Raw genomic sequence first — 16,393 nt, forward strand, 5'->3', positions numbered from 1 at the left:
CTCATTTTAGTTAGTTTAGAGCGCGGTTTCGGGGCGGCAGGATTTGGTTGGTGGCTATAATCGTCATTACGAGGAATGTTTGGACTTCCGGTCGCTGTTATATTTGGATTTCCTGATTTGAAACCGCTGTTCGCGGTAGAAATCCAAATATAAAGGCGAACGCTATCGCTCCTACAGTTCCAAACTTCCTCTCCATGACTCAAGCCACCGGGGGCAAACCCAGCCGCAAGCCGCTGTACGCGCCTTGCACAGGGGCAGCAGGCTCGGCGCCCGGCTTCGCCAAGGGCGCCTCACTTAGCGAGAGCTCCCCCGCTTTTGCGTTAGCAAACAGGCGGGGGGCGCGAGCTTCTTGTGCACGGAGCGAAGCCGTGCGCGTCCTTAGGCGAGAGCCTCCCCGCTTTTGCGTCAGCAAACAGGCGGGGGCGCGAGCTTGCTCGCGCACGGGGCGAAGCCGTGCGCGCCATTAGAGCGAGAGAACCTCCAATTTTGCGGAGCAAACAGGTCAGGTTCTTGAGCTTTCAGGCCCGGCGAGGCAGCATGCCGCCGGGGCTCGCAGCGCCGTAGAGCGTGTCCGTCAGGACAAAGCGGGCACCCGCACCCACGCTAGCTTAGAAAGTTTAAAGCAAACTCCTACCGCCAAGCTTTCGGGTGGCCGGAGGGCAGCGCCCTCCGGAATCCCCCTTTGCAAGGGGGACTTAGGGGGATGACCACATTTAGGGGGATGGCCCAAACTAGCAGCTACACCCGTCTTTCTCTTCCCCGCCGAAATCCACCTGCGTCGGGTAATCGTTATCGAAGCAGGAGAGGCACAAGCCGCCTTTGTAATCGCTGCTGTTATGGCCGCCGATGGACTGGATCAGGCCCTCCGGTGTGAGGAATGCCAGCGAGTCGGCGTTGATCTCCTTACACATTTCTTCAATCGTCTTGTAGGAGGCGATCAGTTCACGTCGGTCCGGTGTATCAATGCCGTAGAAGCAAGGGTTCTTGAACGGCGGCGAGGTAATCCGCACATGGACCTCGGTCGCACCGGCTTCACGCAGCAGGTTGACGATCCGGCGCGAAGTTGTACCGCGCACAATGGAGTCGTCAATCATGACGACGCGCTGGCCTTCAACGACGCGGCGGACGGCGCTCAGCTTCATCTTTACGCCCTGCTCGCGCAGCTCTTGGCTCGGCTGGATGAAGGTCCGGCCGGTGTATTTATTTTTGATCAGGCCAAGCTCGTAAGGGATGCCTGTCTGCTCGGCATAACCGATGGCCGCCGAGATGCTGGAGTCAGGCACGCCGGTTACAATGTCGGCGTCAACGAACGCCTCCAGCGCCATCCGGCTACCCATCCGCTTGCGGGCGGCGTGCAGGTTGGAGCCGTTCAGATCGCTGTCCGGCCGGGCAAAATAAATATATTCCATCGCACACAGCGCCTTGCGCTTCGGCTCGGTGAAACGGTCTTCCAGGAGGCCGTTCTGATCAAGCACCAGCAGCTCGCCTGGCTCAATGTCGCGGACGAACTTCGCGCCGATGACTTCTAGCGCACAGGATTCCGAAGCGAAGACATAGGCTTCGCCTACCCGTCCCATAACAAGCGGACGCAGGCCATGCGGGTCGGAAGCCACAATGAGCTTGTCATTGGTCATCAACAGGAAGGCGAATCCGCCCACGAGCTGCTGCAAAGCATCTTTGGTCGCTTCGACAAAATCCTTCTGCGAGCGCGCAATCAAATGCGCCAGCACTTCGGTGTCGCTTGTCGTCTGGAAGATCGAGCCGCTTTGCTCAAGCTGCTTGCGGATCAGCGGCTCGTTTACAATATTCCCGTTAGTGGCAATCGCCAGATCTCCATCGCGATATTTAAAGACAAGCGGCTGTGCATTGGTCAGCCGGCTGTCACCACTGGTGGAATAGCGCACATGTCCGATAGACATATTGCCGATCAGTGAGGCAATTTTGTCTTTATCGAACACTTCCTTTACCAGGCCCATGCCGCGGTGATAGTTGAAGTCGCGTCCATCCGCCACGCAGATGCCCGCGCTCTCTTCTCCCCGGTGCTGCAGGGCATGCAGTCCATAGTAGGACATGGAGGCGGCTTCCGGGTGTCCGAAGACCCCGAAAACGCCGCACTCCTCTTTTAAGGTGTCAAAAATATCTCCCGAGCCCGTTCCTTCGTTATAAAAGTCGCCGGTCCACAGGATTGGGGTCTCCTGCTTGTTCCCGGTCTTTATTTCATAAGACATGGAATAGCATCCTCCCAAATAGTTTTGAGTTCTGTTACAGACTCGTCCAGAGCGGCTGTGCCGTCCAGATGAACACGCAATCTGTCTCCACCGACAGTTCCGATGATTTCCACCGGTACACCGTAAGCGGCAACCGCCGCTTTCAGCTCTTCCGCACGTTCAGGTGCCGAAGTCAGCACAATGCGGGATTGGCTCTCGCTGAACAGCGCCACGTCAGGACGCAGCCCGCCAGCGGACAGCTCGATATTCGCACCGATAGAACCGCTGATGCAGCTCTCAGCCAGCGCAGCAGCCAAGCCGCCTTCGGAGAGGTCATGTGCCGAGCGGACCAGCCCGCTGCGGATGACGCCAAGGACAGCATCCAGCAGCTTCTGCTCGGTTGCGAGATCCAGTGCCGGCGGACGGCCTTCGGTCAGACCGTGTACAGCATATTGGAATTCACTGCCGCCAAGCTCGGCTTTGGTTACTCCGAGCAGCAGGATCGCATCGCCTTCCTGTTTGAAAGCCTGAGTCGTAATATGATCGGTATCCTCAACCAGACCGACCATGCCGACAACCGGTGTCGGATAGATCGCGCCGGTAGCATTTTCGTTATACAGACTGACGTTACCGCCGATAACCGGCGTATCCAGCACGCGGCAAGCTTCAGCCATACCGTCTACAGCACGTTCCATTTGCCAGAAAATCTCCGGCTTCTCCGGGCTGCCGAAATTCAGGTTGTCCGTAATGGCCAGCGGCTTCGCACCGGAGCAGACAATGTTACGCGCCGCTTCGCTGACGGCAATCCGTCCGCCCACTTCAGGGTCCAGATACACATAACGTCCGTTGCAGTCTGTAGTCATTGCCAGGCCCTTACGTGTTCCGTGGATGGTAACCACAGCCGCATCAGAGCCGGGACGAACCGCCGTACTGGTCCGCACCATATAATCGTACTGGTTATACACCCATGCTTTGCTTGCTACTGTAGGTGAAGCGAGCACGGTGCGCAGTGCGCCGCCCAGATCGGTTACTTCATCATAGCGCAGCGTATCGACAGTTGCGTTCTCTTCATAGTAGGCAGGAACGGTTGAAGGCTTTTTATAGATCGGGCATTCGTCTACCAGAGCTTTTACCGGCATGTCGCCGACAACCTCGCCATGATGGAACAGCTTCAAGCGGCCGTCATCGGTTACCTTGCCCACTTTGCGGCAGATAACCCCCCAGCGGTCAAAAATCTCCTGTGCCTGCGCCTCATCCTTAGGCTCAACCACGAACAGCATCCGTTCCTGCGATTCAGACAGCATCATCTCATAAGGGGTCATGCCTTCTTCACGCTGCGGCACCTGATCCAGGTACAGCTCCAGGCCGTTGCCTGCTTTGCTCGCCATCTCGGCGCTGGAGCAGGTAAGCCCCGCTGCGCCCATATCCTGAATACCAAGTACGATGCCGCTGTCGATCAGCTCCAGACAGGATTCCATCACCAGCTTTTCCATGAACGGATCGCCGACCTGCACCGCTGTTTTCTTGGCTTCCGACTCTTCACTCAATTCCACAGAGGCAAAGGTCGCGCCATGAATACCGTCACGGCCCGTTGGAGGACCTACGTAGAACACGGGGTTGCCTACACCTTTGGCGACACCGCGCTGGATTTTATCATGGTCGATCAGTCCGACACACATCGCGTTGACCAGCGGATTGCCGTCATAGCTGTTGTCGAACATAATTTCGCCGCCCACGGTCGGAATACCGATACAGTTGCCGTAGCCTGCAATACCGGACACGACATGCTCGAACAAATATTTTACACGGTCGCTCTCGAGCTTCCCGAACCGCAGAGAGTTCATCAGCGCCACCGGTCTTGCACCCATGGAGAAAATATCGCGGATAATCCCGCCCACACCGGTCGCCGCGCCCTGATAAGGCTCTACTGCCGACGGATGGTTATGGCTTTCGATTTTGAAGACCACTGCCTGATTGTCTCCGATGTCCACGATTCCTGCACCTTCGCCCGGTCCCATTAGAACACGCGGTCCACTTGTCGGGAAACGTCCCAGCAGCGGCTTGGAGTTCTTATAGGCGCAGTGTTCAGACCACATTACGCTGAAAACACCGATTTCCGTATAGTTCGGCTTACGGCCCATGAAAGAAGTGATCAGCTCATATTCGCTGTCCGAAACTCCGAATTGACTATAAATCTTCTGCTCCGCGATTTGCTCTGCAGTCGGCTCCTTAGCGGATACTTGCTGCGTCATAACGATCCCTCCATGTCTTGAGAATGGATGTGAACATCCGTTTGCCGTCCTCCGAACCGAGCAGGCTGTTAGCCGCGCGTTCCGGGTGAGGCATCATGCCAACCACATTGCCTGCTGCGTTGCTGATACCCGCAATATCGGCTACCGAGCCGTTAGGGTTGTCACTGTATGTGAATACGATCTGATTGTTTGCTTTGAGCGATGCCAAAGTCTCCTCATCACAGTAATAGTTGCCTTCGCCATGTGCGATCGGGATGACGATCTCTTCATCCTTCGCATAATCAATAGTAAATGGGGTTGTGTTATTAACGACCTTAAGCACTGTGTCATGACAGCGGAACTTCATCGACATGTTGCGGCGCAGTGCTCCCGGCAGCAACCCTGCTTCGGTCAGAATTTGGAACCCGTTGCAGATGCCGAGCACGAATTTGCCTTGCTCCGCGGCCTTGGCCACTTCAGCCATAACCGGAGCGAACCGGGAAATCGCGCCGCAGCGCAGATAATCACCATAAGAGAACCCGCCCGGCACAAGAATGCAGTCATACGCCGACAGGTCTGTCGCGGTATGCCATACATAATCTACTGATTCGCCGAGGCTGTCTTCTACCGCTTTGTAGCAGTCAATGTCGCAATTGGAGCCGGGAAAGACAAGTACAGCAAATTTCATGACTTTTAGTCCTCCAATTCGTAGCGGTAATCCTCGATCACCGTGTTGGCCAGCAGCTTCTCGCACATTTCCTTCAGACGTCCTTCCGCTTCAGTGCGGTTGTCGGTATCGAGAGTCAGCTCCATATACTTGCCGATACGCAGAGATTCAACCTCTTGAAAACCTACGGAATGCAGCGCTCCTTGCACGGCTACACCTTGGGGATCGAGCACACTCTTCTTAATGGTGACATAGACTGTCGCTTTTAACATACGCTTGTAGTTCCTCCTAAAATTTAATGAGCACAAAATTACAATTCAATTAACTGCATATTGTGCAGCTATTCTCTCCATATCTCCGGCAAAATCAAGTTTAGTTGTATTCTCTACAGTTACATTTCGGAATAACAGCTATTTAAGGCCATTTCATCCATTTTAGCTGTACCAAATACAATTAAATTAAAAATGACATATACTTTGTGCAAAATAACTGCAGAGAGTGCAATTAGCAGATGCTACAGTTGATTTTGCTCATTTCACACTCTATAAAGACTTGCCGGTGAGACGATGATAAATATCCAGATAACGGCGGGTGGTTTCTTCTACGACTTCAGCAGGGAGCGGGTCCGGGGTGCTGTTCTTGTCCCAGGAGGATGCGGACAGATACGTCCGTACCGGCTCTTTGTCCATGCTGTCGATTTCGATATCCAGTTCGTATTTTTCCTTGGACCAGAAACGTGAAGCATCCGGTGTAAAAATCTCGTCGATCAGAATCACCTTGCCGTCCAGCAGCCCGAACTCGAATTTGCAATCCGCGAGAATAATCCCATGCTCTTCACAGTACTCTCTGGCAAAAGCGAACAGCTTCAGGCTCTTCTCCTTAAGCTCCAGGGCAAGCTCTGCGCCAATCAGCTCCTGCATCTTCTCAAAAGGGATATCCTCGTCGTGGCCGACATCGTTTTTGGCTGCAGGCGTGAAGATCGGCTGGGACAGCACTGCATTTTTGCGGAGTCCTGCGGGAAGCGCGATTCCGTTCACCTTGCCGGTCTCCTGATACTGCCGCCAGCCGCCGCCGGTAATGCAGCCGCGCACGACACATTCAATATCAATGCGCTCCGCCTTGCGGACAACCATGATGCGGTTTCTCAGCGCTTCCTTGTCCCGCACAACGTCTCCAAGCTTATCCACATCAATGTGTACGACGTGGTTCTCTATCAGCTCCTGAGTTTTGCCGAACCAGAAGGCACTGAGCCGGTTAAGCACATTGCCCTTCTCCGGCACCGCCGGGTCAAGCACATAGTCGAACGCGGAGATCCGGTCCGTGACGACGATCAGCACCTCTTCCCCCAGATCGTACAATTCGCGAACCTTTCCTTTGTAGAGCAGCGGTGCATTTACGAGATCCACAGCCGTGGATACGGCAGGGTATGTCATGACCTTTCCTCCCTTGAACTAATGATCTTGCTTATACTCTGGCTAAAAAACGCACTAAGCACGGATTCTTCCCCGCTCAATCAAAAGCCCGTAACAACGGTCTGGCAAATAAGATCCACTGCAAGAAATGTTTGGACTTCCGATCGCTGTTATCCTCAGATTTCCTGATTTGAACCGCTGCTCGCGGTAGAAATCCGAGGATAAAGGCGAACGCTAACGCTTCTACAGTTCCAAAATTTCTCTCCGTTCCTCTTTTACCGCACCTTATATTTCAAGCTTCCAGTTGCGCTTGATTAAGAATAATCCGCTCTTCCCGCTACTTCACGCCATTTTATTGCTGCGTTCCTCAGTTCACCACTAACTTACCTTTTAAATTAGATAAGTTCCAGCTTGCGGAAGATGGTGTCCACATGCTTAAGGTGCCAGGAAGGGTTGAATGCATCCTCGATCTCTTCCGGGCTGAGCACGGCGGTGATTTCCGGTGTCGCTTCGACGATGTCGCGGAACTGGGTTTGCTCTTCCCAGGCCTGCATTGCACGCGGCTGCACCGTATCGTAGGCCTGCTCGCGGCTGAAGCCTTTGTCGATCAGCTTGGTCAGGATGCGGCCGGAGAACGGAACGCCGAAGGTGCGGTTCATGTTGCGCTTCATATTTTCCGGGAAGACGGTCAGGTTCTTCACGATGTTGCCGAAGCGGTTCAGCATATAGTTCAGCAGCATGGTCGCATCCGGCAGGATAATCCGCTCCACCGAGGAGTGCGAGATATCGCGTTCATGCCACAGCGGCACGTTCTCGTAAGCAGTAACCATGTGTCCGCGAATGACGCGGGACAGGCCGGAAATATTCTCGCAGCCGATAGGATTGCGTTTATGCGGCATGGCCGACGAACCCTTCTGGCCTTTCGCAAAAGCCTCTTCAACCTCGCGGATTTCGCTCTTTTGCAGGGCGCGGATTTCTGTAGCAAATTTGTCCAGGGACGTAGCCACAAGCGCCAGCGCTGCCATATATTCCGCGTGACGGTCACGCTGCAGCGTCTGTGTAGAGATTGGTGCCGGGCTGGTACCCAGCTTGCGGCAGACAAATTCTTCGACGAACGGGTCGATGTTGGCATAGGTGCCGACAGCGCCGGAGATTTTACCGAACTGTACGCCGTTTGCGGCATGGCGGAAACGCTCCAGGTTACGTTTCATTTCCTCGTACCAGAGGGCCATTTTCAGACCAAAGGTCGTTGGCTCGGCGTGTACACCGTGGGTGCGTCCCATCATCGGAGTGTCTTTGTAGGCCAGAGCTTTTTCCTTTAGAATCTCGATGAAGTTAATGATGTCCTTCTCCAAAATCTCGTTCGCCTGACGCAGCAGATATCCAAGCGCCGTATCCACAACGTCCGTGGAGGTTAAGCCGTAATGCACCCATTTACGCTCCGCGCCCAGGCTCTCGGATACCGCACGGGTGAAGGCAATGACATCATGGCGTGTTTCCAGCTCAATTTCATTAATGCGGTCGATATTGAATTTGGCATCCTTGCGCAGCTTGGCGGCATCCTCTTGCGGGATAACTCCCAGCTCGGCCCAAGCCTCGCAGGCGCAAAGCTCCACTTCCAGCCAAGCGTTGAATTTATTTTCTTCGGTCCAAATGGCCCGCATCTCAGGTCTGCTGTAACGTTCGATCATATCTGGTCAGTTCCTCCAAAGGTTAGTTTGCTCCACCCAGGCCAAGCCGTCTCCGGTGTCCTTGCAGAGCAGGTTGATATGGCCCATTTTGCGGCCGGTTTTGCTCTCGGTCTTGCCATATATATGAAGCTTGGGCGCTACACCAAGCCGGTTTGCTTCTTCATCCGCTGTGCTGAATGCCTGGATGGCCCCGTCCATATGCTGGCCAAGCACATTCACCATCACCACTGGGGTGAGGAGTGTAGTATCGCCGAGCGGCAGATTACAGATCGCACGCACATGCTGCTCGAACTGCGAGGTTACACAGGCGTCCATCGTATAATGTCCGGAATTGTGCGGGCGCGGGGCCAGCTCGTTCACGAACAGCTCGCCATCCTCGGTGACGAACATCTCCACCGCGAGGAGTCCAACCGCATTCAGACCGGCGATCAGCCGTTCTGCCAGCTCGCAGGCCCGCCGCTGGATCTCCTCCGGCACTCTGGCGGGCACAATCGACAAATGCAGGATGTTGTTCACGTGGATGTTCTCCGCCGGCGGGAAGCTTTTGACCTCGCCGGAGGCGCTGCGGGCGGCAATGACAGAAATTTCGCAGCTGAAGGCGACAAATTTCTCCAGCACCAGCTCAGGTAGATCTGCTCCCGGCGCCACCAGCCGGAAGGCGGCTTCCAGCGCTGAAGGCTGGCGGATGACGGCTTGTCCCTTGCCGTCATACCCCCCTGTGGCTGTCTTCAGCACACAGGGCAGGCCCAGCTCCGCAGCCGCGGCGTTAAGCTCCGCCAGGCTGCCGACCTTGCGGTACGGGGCAACGGGCACGCCCGCCGCCTCGATCGCCGCCTTCTCGCGCAGCCGGTGCTGCGTCGTATACAGCAGCGCGCTGCCCTGCGGCACGTACGACTCTGCCGTCAGCAGCGCGGCCACGTCCGCGTCGACGTTCTCGAACTCGTACGTGATGACGTCCGCACGCTGCGCCAGCTCCCGCGCTGCGTCCCGGTCGTTGTACGCCGCTGTAATCTGCGGCGTCACCTGCCCGCAGGGCGCATCCGGCGCGGGATCGAGCGCCACGAAGCGGTAGCCCATGGCGCTGCCGGCCAGCGCCATCATGCGCCCGAGCTGCCCGCCGCCGAGCACGCCGACCGTGGCGCCAGGCAGCAGCGTCCGGGGCGTGCCTGCACCCGGCGCCGCAGTATTAGCCGAAGCGTCAGCCGCCGGCTTCGTATCCCCCCTGCCTTCAAGGCTCCCAGGCTCCGTCACCTCAGGGCTATTCGCCTTCAACGCTTCCCGGCTTCCTTGCCCGGCTGCCTCAAGGCCATTCGCCCTCGTCTTCTCCGGCTGAGTCACCAGACCTTCACCCTTCAGCTCCTCCGGCCTCATAGGCTCTCGCTGCTTTCCAGCACTTCGCGCGCAATGGCGTCGCGCCGCTGCTGCACCCGGCTCTGCACTTCAGGATCGAATGCGCCGATCATCTGCGCAGCGAGCAGCCCCGCGTTGGTAGCCCCGGCGCGGCCAATGGCTACTGTCGCTACCGGTATGCCGCCCGGCATCTGCACAATGGAGAGCAGCGAATCCAGGCCGTTCAAGGCCTTCGACTGCACCGGAACCCCGATAACAGGCAGCGTTGTCTTTGCTGCCACCATACCCGGCAGATGCGCTGCTCCACCCGCACCGGCAATAATCACGCGCAGGCCACGGCCTGCGGCCTCCTCCGCATAGCGGAACATTAAATCCGGTGTGCGGTGCGCCGAGATTACCTTTTTCTCATAAGCTACGCCAAGCTCCTCGAGCACAAGGCAAGCTTGCTCCATTGTTTCCCAATCTGATTTGCTGCCCATGATGACGCCAACCTGCACAGACATGATTCAACCTACCTTCCGCTCCCTAATTTAGAGACTCATTGCTATAAGTTTGTCCTGTTTCACGCCAGACACTCATGCCGCTGTTTCGCGGCATCTCGAATGATGAAATTTCGAAGAAGACCCTCAATTTGGCTGCACCTAATTCGAAGCTTCCATAACAACGTCCTCTGATTGACATCGTTATTTCAGGAAAGTTTTCCATGAAATCCGAAAAAAAAAGCCCGGATTCCAAACGCATCTTGCTGCGGGTGGACCCAGACTACTGGAGGAATAGGAGAACTGTCCCGGCGCACACTGCTTCTGCAGTCATATACCCGGGATAAGCGCACAGCTCGCCGCCCCTCAGTTCCGGGGCGGCGCTGACGGCCGTTCTAGTCATCCTATTTCCTCGTAGTCCGGCAATTTACGGTTACCGGGTAGAAACTTCCGGGCCCTATTCCCGGTTTTATACGAGCTCTTCATAGATTCATCTTAACAATGCCCTACACTTCATGTCAACTTAAACACGAACATTGTTATTTCCAGCAGTCAAAATGTTCGCGTTTGGGCACATTTGGAATCGCTATTTCACATCTTATCCTACATCTTATAGAAAAAAGGGGAACGCCTTCGCGCCCCTCTCTTTAATCTATTATTTAACGACCAATACCGGAATCCGGGCGCTCTGCACAACATTGTGGCTTACACTGCCCAGAACAAATTCACGGATTCCGCCGAGCCCGCGGCTGCCGATAACAATCACGTCCATCGCATGCTCCTTGGCGTAGCTTAATATTACTTCAGCAGGCGAGCCCTGCAGCAGTTCAACGGTAGCATTCAGTCCCTCAGCTTCCAGACGGCTTTTCACTTCATCCGTAGTTTGTACCGCCAAATCATAATAATCCTTGTTCACTGAAGCCGGCAGAGGCGCGAGAGCCTCCCCGATGAAGAAGCGCGGGAATTCAAAAGCGTGTACGACGTAAAGGGATGCACCCGGAGTAACCTTAGCCAGCTCAATCGCCCGCTCCAGTGCTTGATTGGAGGCCTTGGAACCGTCATAGGCAAGCAAAATTTTAGAGAATAACATGTACGCCACCTCTTCTTCTGTTTTGTTTATCCCAAAAAGTAACCATACAGCAAGATATTCAGCAGCAGCAAGAGCGGAATTCCGATCCTGAAGGAAGTATGCCTGGTCTTGTGGCGCTTGCGGTACATGGCGATCAGCACACCCAGCGCGCCGCCCATAAATGCCAGCAAAAACAATGTTTTTTCCGGCACCCGGTCCCGCCTTTTCCGGGCTCTGTTCTTGTCCTCGGACATCACCACATACCCGATAATATTGATTAGTGCGAACCACAGCAATACAACCTGGAGCATCCTTTCCGGCCCCTCCTCCCAGACATCCTATCTACTATTTATTATATTACCCTTTTAGACAAAAAACCAATAATCCTTACATCACCTGTGGGCTATCTGCCCGGGTTTGCTCTGCTCCCTGCCAATTACGCCAGTATCCTTGATCCATACCCAGGACAACACCGCAGCAAGCGACGCCGCTATGCCTCCCAGCCAAAAGCCTCCCCGCAGCCCGTAAGCCGCACTCATCCAGCCCGCTACAAAAGGACCGCCCGACATCCCGATGGCATACACCGCCTGATAAAAGCCCATCGCCGTAGCCCGCTTGAACGGAGCCACCCCGGAGACCGATTTGCCCAGCAGCAGCGGAAAAATCAAGCCCTGCATAAAGCCGTTCCCCACCTGTGTCGCGCATAGTGCCGCAAGGTTCGGCATCGAAGGGATCAGGAGCGTGAACAGCGCACTTCCGGCAAAACCAAACATCAGCGTTCCCCGGTCACCCAGCAGCCTGCCGAACAACCGGGAACCGTAGAGGGTCGCAATAGCATGCGGCAGCATAAAAGCTAGTGTCAGCCAGCCGAGGCTCTCTTTGCTCGCTCCGATATTCAGCGCCTGGTTCGGGGTATAGCCGAACATCGTAATGAACAGTACACAATGCGCCAGCACCGATAAAAGCGATACCTTGACCAGCAACGGCTCTTTGATCACTCCAGCCAGATCCTTGATTTGAATCGCGCTTTCGCGCTTCTCCAGCTTTTGCTCCGGCAAGCGGAGCGCAAGCAGCAGGGCTGCAGCCGCCACCAGTCCGCCAATCACAAACGGGGTATTCCAGCCCCAATGCTGAACCATATACCCGCTGATCATCATGCTTGCGAGCTGCGCAATCACGGTAGTGAACTGCAGCATGCCCATGGCTTTTCCGGCATCCTCCTTCGGGAAATACCCGGCGAACATCACCGAATATACAACCCACGCCGAGGCCGCAATTCCGGATACCGCACGAGCCGCCAGCGCCCAGCCTGGATGCGCTCCTGCCATAAACAGCAGACAGCTTGCCCCGCTGGCTATTAAACCAAGATAGATGAACGGCCGGCGGCGGTTCAGAACATCTGAGCCAATACCAATCGGAAGCCGGAACAGAATCTGCATCAGCCCATATACTCCCAGCACCGCCCCGACCATTACATAGGAGGCTCCCAGATGCTCTACATACGGCGAAAGCACCGGAACATAGATATAGGAAGAAAACCAGAACATAAAGACAATTATTAAAAAGAACAACCGGCTGCCGCCCCTGCTTCCCGAGGCCTCCGCAGACGAGTCTTCATACTCTTGTTGCTGTACCGCTGCCAATCCATCACCCGCTCCATCTGTATTTTCCTGATAACGCTCCGTTCATTTTAGATATATTTAGTAAAATAGCTATTTCATGTTATAAACTATAGTGGAATCTTTTCTCATCATCATAATTTAACTTTATACTATTCATTCCCTTATTCAGCATGCCCTTTACTATTTGGCTGCCGGTAACTCTGCTTTGTTTACTTCCCCTTCTCCTTGGCTTCCATCGCTGCTTTCAGCAGCTCGCCCAGGTTCGATCCAACACTTTCCGTTTTGCTGTACTGCTGCACCAGCTTCTGCTGCTCGCGCTTGTTGATATGCTTATGGTCCTTGTCCATCATCTCTGTAATTCCGCAGCCGAGACACTGCACATAACGCCCTGCCTTGCCCTCTTTAAGCTCCATCTTCTTATGGCACTGCGGACAGCGGCGGTTCGACAATTGCTTCTCACCCGCACGGGTATAGCCGCAGTCATCCGCAGGACAGACCAGCAGCTTGCCGCGTTTGGTCTTCTTCTCCAGCATTCGCGTCCCGCAATTCGGGCAATGGCTGCTGGAGACATTATGCGGCTTGTATTCCGCCCCGCTGTTCTTCACACCGGACACCAGCTCCTGGGCCATACTGCGAATTCCCTGCAGAAAAGGCTCTGGCCGTCCCTGCCCGCGGGCGATCTTCTCAAGCTCTGCCTCCCAACGTGCCGTAAGCTCCGGCGTACGGAGCTGACTCGACACCAGTCCGATCAGTTGCTTGCCTTTCCCTGTGGGATGAAGCAGATTGCCCTGGCGCTCAATAGTATCGGAGCTGACCAGCTTCTCGATAATATCGGCGCGGGTAGCAGGCGTCCCCAGACCATGCTTCTCCATTTGTGTCAGCAGCGAAGCTTCATTATAGCGCTTCGGCGGCTGCGTCCGGCCTGGCCGGATGATACAGCGCTGTACGGTAACGGCTTCACCTTCACGCAGCTCCGGCAGCTTCACACTGCTTGCCGCCGGTTCATCCGCGGCGTTCTCCTCTTCATCATCGCTGCTCATATCCCCGCCGTAGACCTCTCGCCAACCGGCGTCTTTTACCGTAGTTCCTTTAACATGGAAGCTTTCGCCCTCCACATTAACCGTCACGGTCACTGCATCATAACGTGCCGGAGGATAGAACAGGCTGATGAACCGCCGCACGATCAGATCATACAGCTTGCGCTCCTCTGCACTTAGCAGGTTCAGCAATACTGTCTGCTCTGTAGGAATAATCGCGTGGTGATCGCTCACCTTGCTGTCGTCCACGATCCGTTTGGTAATCGGCAAAGGCTTGCGCAGCAGAGGTCTTGCGAGTGCTGCGTAAGGGCCGACTGCAACGCTGTCCAGTCTTTCTTTTAAAGTAGCCGTCATATCCGAGGTCAGATAACGGCTATCTGTTCGCGGATATGTTACCAGCTTGTGCTGCTCATATAGCCGCTGAAGCACGCTGGATGTCTGCTTTGCCGAGAAGCCGAACTTGCGGTTGGCATCACGCTGCAGTTCTGTCAGATCATAGGCCAGCGGATGAGGTTCACTCTTCTCGCTTTTTTGCACCTTGGCAATACGTCCGCTGCGTCCGGTAACCTTCTCCTTGAGCACTGCCGTCTTGTCCCGGTCAAAAATACGCCCATCCCCGCCCTGAGCCCGCCATCCCGCCTGGAAGCTGCCAAAATCAGCCGTCAGTTGGTCATACTCCTGGGAGCGAAAGCCGGTAATTTCACCCTCCCGGTCCATGATCATGCCCAGCGTCGGTGTCTGCACCCGTCCGGCAGACAGAGGCGCACCGAACTTGCAGGTCAGCGCCCGCGTCACGTTAAGCCCAATCATCCAATCCGCCTCCGCGCGGCAGCGGGCCGATTCATACAGCCGGTCAAAATCCCGGCCCGGCCGCAGCGACGCGAAGCCTTCCTTAATCGCCTTATCCGTCTGCGAGGAAATCCACAGACGCCGGAACGGCTTGCGCCAGCCGGCCATATTCATAATCCAGCGCGCCAGCAGCTCGCCTTCACGCGCCGCATCCGTGGCGACAACCAGCTCCTCAATATCCTGCCGTTTCATAAGCTGCTGCACCGCCTTGTATTGCTGGTTCGTTTCCCGCAGCACCTTCAGCTTCGTCTTCTCGGGCAGAATCGGCAAATCCTCCAACGCCCAAGCCGCGTATTTATTATTATAGTCTTCAGGCTCCGCCAGACCCACTAAATGGCCCAAAGCCCAGGTAACAACATATTTAGGACCTTCAATATAGCTTTTTTGCTTATTTCCACAGCCCATCACCCGCGCAATCTCACGCGCTACCGACGGCTTTTCCGCAAGTACCAATACCTTCATAGCTCTCTCCCTTCCTTTTCAACACCTCATTATACCATGATCCCAACTCCGCAAATATCGTCAAGGCTGAATCTGCACGGACAATAATACAATAAATGTCCCTATGAGCTGCTATCACGCAACAAAGACCGTAGCTGCTGAACAGACACGGTCTTTGCCTTTTTACTATTTCTTCCACGTTCATATGCTGTATTATTAATGCTATGTTTGATCAGAATTCCAGGCATGCCGTAAAAAACACCCTATCCCCTGCTACTCCCTGTACAAATATACCTTCATTAGTTAAAGCGGACCGCTGGATTTGCATTTCATCTCCGAACTTGGCTTCTTGTGCATAAGTAATCCGAAAGCGCCTTAACTCCTTAGCCCCCCACTCCTCCAAAGACAAGGCATCACAGCAGATTTCTCCATACCGTGCGTTATTCAAATGATGATTACTGTCCAGCCCACTGAACCTAACCTGATATAAATAAACCTCTTGCAGAGTTACACCTTCAGGAATTGTTACTTTATCCGGTATAGACCCGACTGAATCAGCCTCATAATGGCTTACCGGTACAGGAAGAGCTGTTGGCCGTAAAAGCTTCCGCTTCTCAATATCCACAAGCGCCCAGATCGAGCGTGCTACAGCTACCTCTGAATGATCCTTGTCATAAATGCGATAATCCCGTTGCCACAATGCCCCTTTCGTTCCTTTACTCCAGGTCCGCACTGTCAGCTGATCATTCAGTCTTGGCATACGGCCAAGCTCAAGATCAAGGGTAATCAACATCCAGCCCATCCCGGCCGCCAGCATTTGCTCCAGCCCCAAACCAAGTGCACCCACCGCAGAATCAGCTGTAAGCTGCATCATCTCCAGAATGAAAGAAAGCTTGCCTTGGGAACGGTAATCCGTATCACTTGCCTGCAGTACAAAATTCTCTGTCCACAGAAGATTAGTTGTATTATCCACTACTCTATCCCCTTTGCAAAATAAGAACGCGAATTAAGTATAAAAAACACCTATGTATCCACAATTATTCTACACTATCCACATAAACTGGGGAGTACTTCATCACCAATGCAGAAATAAAAGTTCTATCCACATGTGGACAAGTTTTTTTCATTCCTTGTTAGCTCATATTATATCCACAATCTCCAGACAGCTTAAGATACTCCCCATTTCTCATCAAAAACAAAAAAAGCCACTGTCGATTGCTCAACAATGGCTTCATGTTGCTTGGCGGCGTCCTACTCTCCCAGGACCCTTCGGTCCAAGTACCATCGGCGCTGGAGGGCTTAACGGTCGTGTTCGGGATGGGTACGCGTGGAACCCCT

Annotated in this window: 13 protein-coding genes, 1 rRNA gene and 1 riboswitch; all 14 genes read right to left on the minus strand. The window is 54.5% G+C overall.

Annotated elements, in window-relative coordinates; genetic code table 11:
* Nucleotides 1-731 precede the first annotated feature (731 nt).
* Nucleotides 732-2,228, minus strand: a complete 1,497-nt coding sequence (gene purF / locus AC0LWN_RS25595) for an amidophosphoribosyltransferase (RefSeq protein WP_474670375.1) — start codon at nt 2,226-2,228, stop codon at nt 732-734.
* The gene (gene purL, locus AC0LWN_RS25600; protein ID WP_474670377.1) at nt 2,213-4,459 is read right to left on the minus strand and encodes a phosphoribosylformylglycinamidine synthase subunit PurL; all 2,247 of its coding nucleotides are present in this window, start codon (nt 4,457-4,459) and stop codon (nt 2,213-2,215) included. The genes purF and purL overlap by 16 nt, the downstream gene beginning before the upstream one ends.
* Entirely contained in the window at nt 4,437-5,126 is a 690-nt protein-coding gene (gene purQ / locus AC0LWN_RS25605) for a phosphoribosylformylglycinamidine synthase subunit PurQ (RefSeq protein WP_474670379.1), read from the minus strand. Before purQ ends, purL begins: the two co-directional genes overlap by 23 nt.
* A 5-nt stretch (nt 5,127-5,131) precedes the next feature.
* Nucleotides 5,132-5,377, minus strand: coding sequence for a phosphoribosylformylglycinamidine synthase subunit PurS (purS, locus tag AC0LWN_RS25610; protein WP_474670381.1), 246 nt, complete (start codon nt 5,375-5,377; stop codon nt 5,132-5,134).
* Nucleotides 5,378-5,647: 270 nt separating this feature from the next.
* On the minus strand, nt 5,648-6,538 hold the full coding sequence (locus AC0LWN_RS25615) for a phosphoribosylaminoimidazolesuccinocarboxamide synthase (RefSeq protein WP_474670383.1): 891 nt from the start codon (nt 6,536-6,538) through the stop codon (nt 5,648-5,650).
* A 374-nt stretch (nt 6,539-6,912) separates the two neighbouring features.
* Complete coding sequence (purB, locus tag AC0LWN_RS25620) at nt 6,913-8,208, minus strand: adenylosuccinate lyase (protein ID WP_474670385.1); 1,296 nt, start codon at nt 8,206-8,208, stop codon at nt 6,913-6,915.
* A 6-nt stretch (nt 8,209-8,214) separates the two neighbouring features.
* Complete coding sequence (gene purK, locus AC0LWN_RS25625; RefSeq protein WP_474670387.1) at nt 8,215-9,579, minus strand: 5-(carboxyamino)imidazole ribonucleotide synthase; 1,365 nt, start codon at nt 9,577-9,579, stop codon at nt 8,215-8,217.
* A complete protein-coding gene (gene purE, locus AC0LWN_RS25630; RefSeq protein WP_474670389.1) occupies nt 9,576-10,061 on the minus strand; it encodes a 5-(carboxyamino)imidazole ribonucleotide mutase in 486 nt (161 codons plus the stop codon). Before purE ends, purK begins: the two co-directional genes overlap by 4 nt.
* 371 nt (nt 10,062-10,432) lie before the next feature.
* Nucleotides 10,433-10,534: riboswitch (purine riboswitch) on the minus strand.
* A 158-nt stretch (nt 10,535-10,692) separates the two neighbouring features.
* Nucleotides 10,693-11,127 (minus strand): universal stress protein, encoded by a 435-nt coding sequence (locus tag AC0LWN_RS25635; RefSeq protein ID WP_458967071.1) that lies wholly within the window; start codon nt 11,125-11,127, stop codon nt 10,693-10,695.
* A gap of 26 nt (nt 11,128-11,153) precedes the next feature.
* Entirely contained in the window at nt 11,154-11,417 is a 264-nt protein-coding gene (locus tag AC0LWN_RS25640) for a DUF1294 domain-containing protein (protein ID WP_019913664.1), read from the minus strand.
* Between the two features lie 81 nt (nt 11,418-11,498).
* Nucleotides 11,499-12,749 carry an MFS transporter gene (locus AC0LWN_RS25645; protein WP_474670392.1) on the minus strand — a complete coding sequence of 417 codons (1,251 nt, stop codon included), beginning with the start codon at nt 12,747-12,749 and terminating at the stop codon, nt 11,499-11,501.
* 188 nt (nt 12,750-12,937) lie between these two features.
* Complete coding sequence (locus tag AC0LWN_RS25650) at nt 12,938-15,076, minus strand: DNA topoisomerase III (RefSeq protein WP_474670394.1); 2,139 nt, start codon at nt 15,074-15,076, stop codon at nt 12,938-12,940.
* A gap of 211 nt (nt 15,077-15,287) precedes the next feature.
* Nucleotides 15,288-16,028, minus strand: a complete 741-nt coding sequence (locus AC0LWN_RS25655) for an acyl-[acyl-carrier-protein] thioesterase (RefSeq protein ID WP_474670396.1) — start codon at nt 16,026-16,028, stop codon at nt 15,288-15,290.
* Between the two features lie 265 nt (nt 16,029-16,293).
* A 5S ribosomal RNA gene (rrf, locus tag AC0LWN_RS25660) occupies nt 16,294-16,393 on the minus strand; the annotation flags it as partial.

This window comes from Paenibacillus sp. sgz302115 (genome assembly GCF_056120445.1).

Bases quoted from the DNA above. Each gene is read 5' to 3' on its own strand.
- purF (WP_474670375.1), bottom strand. From the start codon at position 2,228: ATGTCTTATGAAATAAAGACCGGGAACAAGCAGGAGACCCCAATCCTG.
- purL (WP_474670377.1), bottom strand. From the start codon at position 4,459: ATGACGCAGCAAGTATCCGCTAAGGAGCCGACTGCAGAGCAAATCGCG.
- purQ (WP_474670379.1), bottom strand. From the start codon at position 5,126: ATGAAATTTGCTGTACTTGTCTTTCCCGGCTCCAATTGCGACATTGAC.
- purS (WP_474670381.1), bottom strand. From the start codon at position 5,377: ATGTTAAAAGCGACAGTCTATGTCACCATTAAGAAGAGTGTGCTCGAT.
- AC0LWN_RS25615 (WP_474670383.1), bottom strand. From the start codon at position 6,538: ATGACATACCCTGCCGTATCCACGGCTGTGGATCTCGTAAATGCACCG.
- purB (WP_474670385.1), bottom strand. From the start codon at position 8,208: ATGATCGAACGTTACAGCAGACCTGAGATGCGGGCCATTTGGACCGAA.
- purK (WP_474670387.1), bottom strand. From the start codon at position 9,579: ATGAGGCCGGAGGAGCTGAAGGGTGAAGGTCTGGTGACTCAGCCGGAG.
- purE (WP_474670389.1), bottom strand. From the start codon at position 10,061: ATGTCTGTGCAGGTTGGCGTCATCATGGGCAGCAAATCAGATTGGGAA.
- AC0LWN_RS25635 (WP_458967071.1), bottom strand. From the start codon at position 11,127: ATGTTATTCTCTAAAATTTTGCTTGCCTATGACGGTTCCAAGGCCTCC.
- AC0LWN_RS25640 (WP_019913664.1), bottom strand. From the start codon at position 11,417: ATGCTCCAGGTTGTATTGCTGTGGTTCGCACTAATCAATATTATCGGG.
- AC0LWN_RS25650 (WP_474670394.1), bottom strand. From the start codon at position 15,076: ATGAAGGTATTGGTACTTGCGGAAAAGCCGTCGGTAGCGCGTGAGATT.